At 50.1% G+C, this 5,780-nt stretch carries 4 protein-coding genes; all 4 read right to left on the bottom strand.

Translation table 11 applies throughout. The features are described 5' to 3' along the window. On the bottom strand, positions 1 to 930 hold a 930-nt coding region (locus MVD07_RS07210; RefSeq protein WP_297500165.1), incomplete at its 3' end, for a DNA methyltransferase. After that, positions 896 to 3,049 (bottom strand): DNA-directed DNA polymerase II small subunit, encoded by a 2,154-nt coding sequence (locus tag MVD07_RS07215; protein ID WP_297500168.1) that lies wholly within the window; start codon positions 3,047 to 3,049, stop codon positions 896 to 898. The genes MVD07_RS07210 and MVD07_RS07215, both read right to left, overlap by 35 nt. Next, positions 3,049 to 4,293 (bottom strand): ORC1-type DNA replication protein, encoded by a 1,245-nt coding sequence (locus MVD07_RS07220; protein WP_297500171.1) that lies wholly within the window; start codon positions 4,291 to 4,293, stop codon positions 3,049 to 3,051. The genes MVD07_RS07215 and MVD07_RS07220 overlap by 1 nt, the downstream gene beginning before the upstream one ends. Positions 4,294 to 4,627: 334 nt before the next feature. Continuing rightward, positions 4,628 to 5,254: a DNA-binding protein gene (locus MVD07_RS07225; RefSeq protein WP_297500174.1), complete on the bottom strand. Its 627-nt coding sequence runs from the start codon at positions 5,252 to 5,254 to the stop codon at positions 4,628 to 4,630. Between the last annotated feature and the right edge of the window lie 526 nt (positions 5,255 to 5,780).

Here is a 5,780-nt window from a genome sequence, read left to right on the forward strand (position 1 = left end):
GTAAGTACCTTCAATTGTTTTGAGGTATTCCTGAAGATCCTCATGGAAGAACTCCTGGAGGGATTTTTCTTTTCGGGTCCCCTTTAGATAAGTATAGTCAGAAAGTGCGTGAAGATATACCAGCATTAGGAAGTTACGCCACTCAAAGGGGAGTTCGTGAAGTGGGGATCTGGGAAAATACGAATCCCATAGCAGTTCAAGAAGTTCTCTTGCGTTAAGATGCTCTTCAACCGTCGGTTTTATCGAATTGGGGTGGACTTTGAGATTCTTAAAATACTTAAAGGCCTCATTCAACAAAGTGGGAGTCAACATCTTGGAGAGCTCTGGATATGAAATACCTAGAGAGTCGAGTTTTATCTGGGAGATTATGGCAAGTGCAGGATTTATTTCGACACCTTTACCTGGGAGACCCAAGAGGGAACTTTCTATGAGGGTAGTTCCAGAGCCGAGGTATGGATCAAGAACTACATCCGAATTCCTAGCGTTTGCAAAGTTTATGAGCGCCTTAACCATCTGCCCGTGGAACTTGCCCTTATATGGATAAAACCAATGAGTTATATACTGGTTTGTATGTCCGATTTGACCCTTTCCCTTCACAGAACTTATGTAATAGTGCCAGCTTTTCTTGCCGAGAACTTCCTCAAAATAGGCTGCCCTCTTAATGAACTCATCAAGATCTGTAGAGAAGTTCAAAAATTCCATCTTGGCAAGTTGGAGTTCATATAATTGCTTTGCATCCTCAAAAAGTTTCAGCTCATTTGAAGTGTATTCTCCTTCGGTTATCCACACCATGATGTCTATCAAAGCCTGCGTATTTTTCATTCTCATGGCCTCCCTTCGAGCTCTCCTCCAATAATATTCAGGGAATTTAAATCCTTTATTAAATCCCTTAGCATCAAATCCCCTCGCAGAACTGGTCGAAGTTAACAACTGCCCTCAGACGGGCCGTTTCGACGTCTATTATCGGAACCCTCGCCGGCGTTGGAATAATGTTCACCATCTTCTGGAACTCGGTCTGGGCCTGCCAGGTTCCGGTGTTTATGACGAAGACACCGTTGTAGGTTAAGTACTGAAGGACGTGGACGTGGCCTGCCTGAAAGAGGTCAGGGACGGACTCTATCACGAGAGTGTCCTCCGGGTCTGGGGCTATGGGAACCTTGTTGCCGAAGGTCGGGGCGAGGTGCCTCAGTTTGAGGAGCTCCATCATGGCCTCGGCCGGCTGGTGGTGGCTTCTCCCAGGGACAAAGTCAACGACGTCCTCTATGCCCCTCCCATGAGCTATTAAGAAGTCCCTCCCGTGGAGCCTTATCACCGCGGGATTGCTGATTATGACGGCGTTCTTGAGCTTGAAGAGCGGTCTCGCGTACTCCTCGTAAAAACCTGGCTGGGGCAGTGCGGTTCTAGCTGCGTCGTGGTTTCCGGGACCGATGAAAACAGTTATGTGCTCAGGCACGTTCCTCAGGAGGTTGGCTAAAGCTTCGTACTGGTCAAAGATGTCGGGTATGGCGAGCTCGTTGTACTGACCGGGGTAGATGCCGACACCGTCAACGACATCACCGCCGAGTATCAAATACTTAACCCTGCTAACGAGCTCCTCCTCGGTTCTGCTGTTAACTTCTCCGTTCAGCCACTCAAGAAACTTCTCAAAGGCCTTCTCGCAGAATTTGTTACTGCCGACGTGGATGTCGCTGAGGAGGATGGCATAGACCTTCTCCTCAAGGGGCGGCTTCCTCTTTCTGAACTTTGGCACATCCGGGAGGAAAACCTTGCTCGCGAAGAATATGCCTCTTCCGGGTCTTCCCCTGACGGCTATGACAGAATCGGGCATCACAGACTTGAGCCTCTCGGCCTCGCCGTTGTTCTTGTTCACGAAGACTTTCATCATGCCCGTTGAATCCTCAAGGACAAAGATAAAGCCCTTGGGAGTCTCCCTCTTATCGCTGACCAAGCCGACTATTGTGACTTCCTCGTCCCGGACGTAGGAGAGCTTCGCTATGTCAACAACACCCCCCACTTCCGGGTTCTCGCGGAGGAGCTTCTTCATCTTCCTGAGCCTCGATCTGAAGTAGTTTGAATAGGCCTGGATTATGACCTCCCCCTCCTTGCTCGCGGCGTTCTTGACCTTGGGCGCCTCGAACTTCACGTTCTTGAGATCAAAGACAAGCTGGTAATCATTGGGAATCTCCCTCGCCCGGTAGACGAAGCCTTCCTTTGGAGTTATCACAACGTCTTCATAAACGGAGTAGCTCTTCTCGCCCTCGACATCCTCGGCAACGTAGGCTATGGGAACGCCGTAGTCACCGTAGACTATCTTCGGTTTTATCTCCCCGTTTTCATAGTACTCCTCGGAGTCCGAGGTGAGACCGTAACCGTTGCCGTTCTCCACTGGAAGTGCCCGCTCTGAAGCGACTTCTCCAACTTCATCAACCGCTCCGGAGTCGCCCCGGGCTTCATCCTCACCCCCAATGTCTCCAGTGGAAACAAAACTCTCCCCCTCTGAAATCTCCACTGTGAATTCTTCTTTCACATCAGAAAAGCCCTTAGAAGTTCCCCCTTCAAGGGAAATTCCAGTGGAAACAGAACTATGGCCTTCAACATTCACGGGTTCAGGTTCCCCCCCTTCCGCAGTAGAGACTTCAGAAGGTTTTTCTTCAGGCGGTGTTCCAGTGGAAACAGAGGTCTTCCCTGGAGCAGATTCTTTAGAAAGAGGTTCGGAAACAACCGGAGAGATTTCCGGTTTTTCAACACCCCCAGATGGTTTTTCCCCAGAGGGAGCCTCAAGAGAATCCCTCTGCCCAAGATAACCCTCAAGGGTTTCATTTCCTTCAGTGCTTACGGGGGCAGCTTCCTCTGGAACTCCACTGGAAACGAGACCAAGGCTCCTGAGGAAGTCCTCGGCAAGGGCAGAGTCTACCACAAATGTTCCCCGGGATTTCGCAAACTTTATCAGCTCCGCCAGGCCAAACTCTCTCCCGTAGTGATCCGCCAAGAGGTAGTAGGCGGATGGCGTTATCAGATAGCCGTTTTTGAGGAGGTCATCAACCAGCATCAGAACAACCTCCTCTGCCTGGACATGTTAAGAGTGAGGAGGCTCCTAACCTGGTCGTCGTGCCGGTAGATGTTCTTGACCATGTACGGGGTGATGTTCAGGCGTATCTCCTTCGTCCTGCCGTAACGGCCCTTGCTCACTACCTTCGCGTTGATTATTCCGAGCATGTCAAGCTCGTTTATGAGGTCGCTGACGCGCCTCTGGGTTAGCGGTTCAACGGACAGATGGTCACAGAGGGATTTGTAGACGGAGTAAACGTCCCCGGTGTTCGCCGGCAACTCACCGTTCTCGTCAAGCATGACTATCGCGTAGAGGAGAACCTTAGAGTGAAGCGGAAGCGTCTTTATGACCTCCTCCATAGTGTCCTGCTCTATCTTCTCCTGGGCCTTCCAAACGTGCCTCTCGGTCACCTTGCTGGCCCCCTCGCGCTCGGCTATCTCTCCCGCTACGCGGAGAAGGTCGAGGGCCCTCCTAGCATCGCCGTGCTCCCTAGCTGCCAAAGCGGCACAGAGTGGGACAACTGCATCGTCGAGGACGCCCTCGTAGAAGGCCCCCCTGGCGCGTTGCATGAGGATGTCCCTAAGCTGGTTTGCATCGTAGGGCGGGAAGACGACCTCCTCCTCACTTAGGCTTGAGAGAACCCGTGCATCGAGATATTCCTTGAACTTCAGATCGTTCGAGATGCCGATTATGCTGACCTTCGCCCTCGAAAGCTCCGTGTTTATCCTCGTTAGAGAGTAGAGGATGTCGTCACCGCTCTTCTTTATGAGCTTGTCTATCTCGTCGAGGACTATAATGACGAAGCGCTCCTTAGCGTCTATAACATCCTTCAGCTTTGCGTAGACCTCATCGGTCGGCCAGCCGACGAGGGGAACTTCGATTCCACTCTCGGTCTTGAAGTGATTCACTATCCTCGCCAGAACGCGGTAGTGAGTATCAACTATCTCGCAGTTTATGTAGATGACCTCAACCGGGATGTCGTAGCGCCGGGATATCCTCCTCAGTTCTTCAGTCACGAACTTTACGGTGACTGTCTTACCGGTTCCTGTCTTCCCATAGACGAAGACGTTGGAGGGAGTTTCACCCCTCAGAACGGGAACGAGTATGTGAGCCAGCTCGTCTATCTGTTCGTACCTGTGGGGAAGCTCCTTTGGGGTATAGCTGTGCCTGAGGACCTCCTTGTTCTTGAATATCTTTTTGGCGTTGAGGTACTTGTCGAATATCGAGCCCAGGTAGTCTCTCATGCTCTCACGCTCCACTGGAAACAATACCCCCTGTGTAACTATGTGACAGTTATTAGGCCTATGTTTTGGCGAATATCCAGATTTTATTTAATATAATGATATTTATTCACATATCGGGGCAGATATGGCTTAAACATCCAACCATTTCCACCGGAAGCACCGGATACACCGGAAAGCATAGAGAATGTGTTGGTTGGGTTTATATTCCTTCCTTAACAGGAGGATGTAAAAGAATACATGAAGAAGGAGGTCGCCTTGGAAATGTCTTATCGCCAATGCCTGTGGCGGAGGAGCATACCCCAAGCATCCACCCAAACCGTTGACATTTCAAAGTTTAGATGTAGCCTACGTTGCTGTCCGTCCCACCGGTAAGCTCGTTAAGGAGTGCCTCGGCATCTTTCTTCTCCATGCCCACCCTGGAAACGAGAAAGTCGAGCAGCTCCTCCCGTTTTTTACCCTGCCGGATCCTCTCGTAGACCATAGCGACTACTCTCTCCATGAGGCTTTGCTTAAACTCCTCCTCCAGACCGAGTGTCGAGACCGCCGTAAGGAGGCCGAAGAGGAGTGCCGTGAGGGCGTCGTTGAATTCGTCTTTGCTGAGGCTCTTGAGGTCTAAATCGGCCAGGAGATAGACCTCATCGTTCATTCCCTCGAGCGAAAACTTCATCAGGTTTATACCCCCGTTGAGGCGGAGAAGGGTGTGGTAAACCTTGACCTTATCCTCGTTGTTGAGGGGGTATGTTTCAAGCCCCAAAGGGACAGCGAGGTGGACGAAGGTGTCATCGAAGGATACGAGGAGGTCGAAGGGCATCTTCGGATGGGAGGCAAGGTAAAGACCGTTTTCAAGCTCCCTGACATCCCAGGGGAGATCAACTATGTCCTCCGCATCGTCCCTACCGGCCCGGAGCCATCCAAGTACCTGAGTGCCATCCACGAGAAACCACCAGTAGAAATAGGGCATCGGAACTATTAACCCTTTTGGGTGCAGGGGAAACGGCCTGGTTCAATGAACATCCAAGTTCATGAAAATTTGTGTTTGTAAAAGGCTCCGATGAAAGTCCAGGAGTTTCCTCTGAAAGAAGAATGAACATAAGTGTGTATCCACTGCAGTTCATTGGAGGCCATATGAGGACATTTATAGAAAACATAAGTGTTTGCAGTTTGAATAAAGTTAAACAAGACATACCTCCCTGGGAGTTTTGTTTCCACTGGAAGCGGCTTTTGGTACTCTAGGTATGTATTGCAATCTCAGTGAAACTCTCCCATTTTTTATCTGGGCAATGATATTTATATGTTTCTATGAACATTGTTCATATAATCCCATGAATATGTCAAAATGTTCATAACTAACCGGATTTTCGCACAGAGGATTGAACCATCTGGTGAATCAAAATGTAAAAAGTCACGATGCTTGGGTTTTATGTTTGTCCACCTGCCAAAGGGCCGTCCTTTTCCGAAAGCGGGTTCCAATGGAAACGAAACTCAGG

This window comes from Thermococcus sp. (assembly GCF_027008145.1).
Lineage (GTDB): Archaea > Methanobacteriota_B > Thermococci > Thermococcales > Thermococcaceae > Thermococcus.

Excerpts from the sequence above, each read along its gene's own strand:
- MVD07_RS07215 (WP_297500168.1), bottom strand. The coding sequence starts at position 3,049 with ATGCTGGTTGATGACCTCCTCAAAAACGGCTATCTGATAACGCCATCC.
- MVD07_RS07220 (WP_297500171.1), bottom strand. The coding sequence starts at position 4,293 with ATGAGAGACTACCTGGGCTCGATATTCGACAAGTACCTCAACGCCAAA.
- MVD07_RS07225 (WP_297500174.1), bottom strand. The coding sequence starts at position 5,254 with ATGCCCTATTTCTACTGGTGGTTTCTCGTGGATGGCACTCAGGTACTT.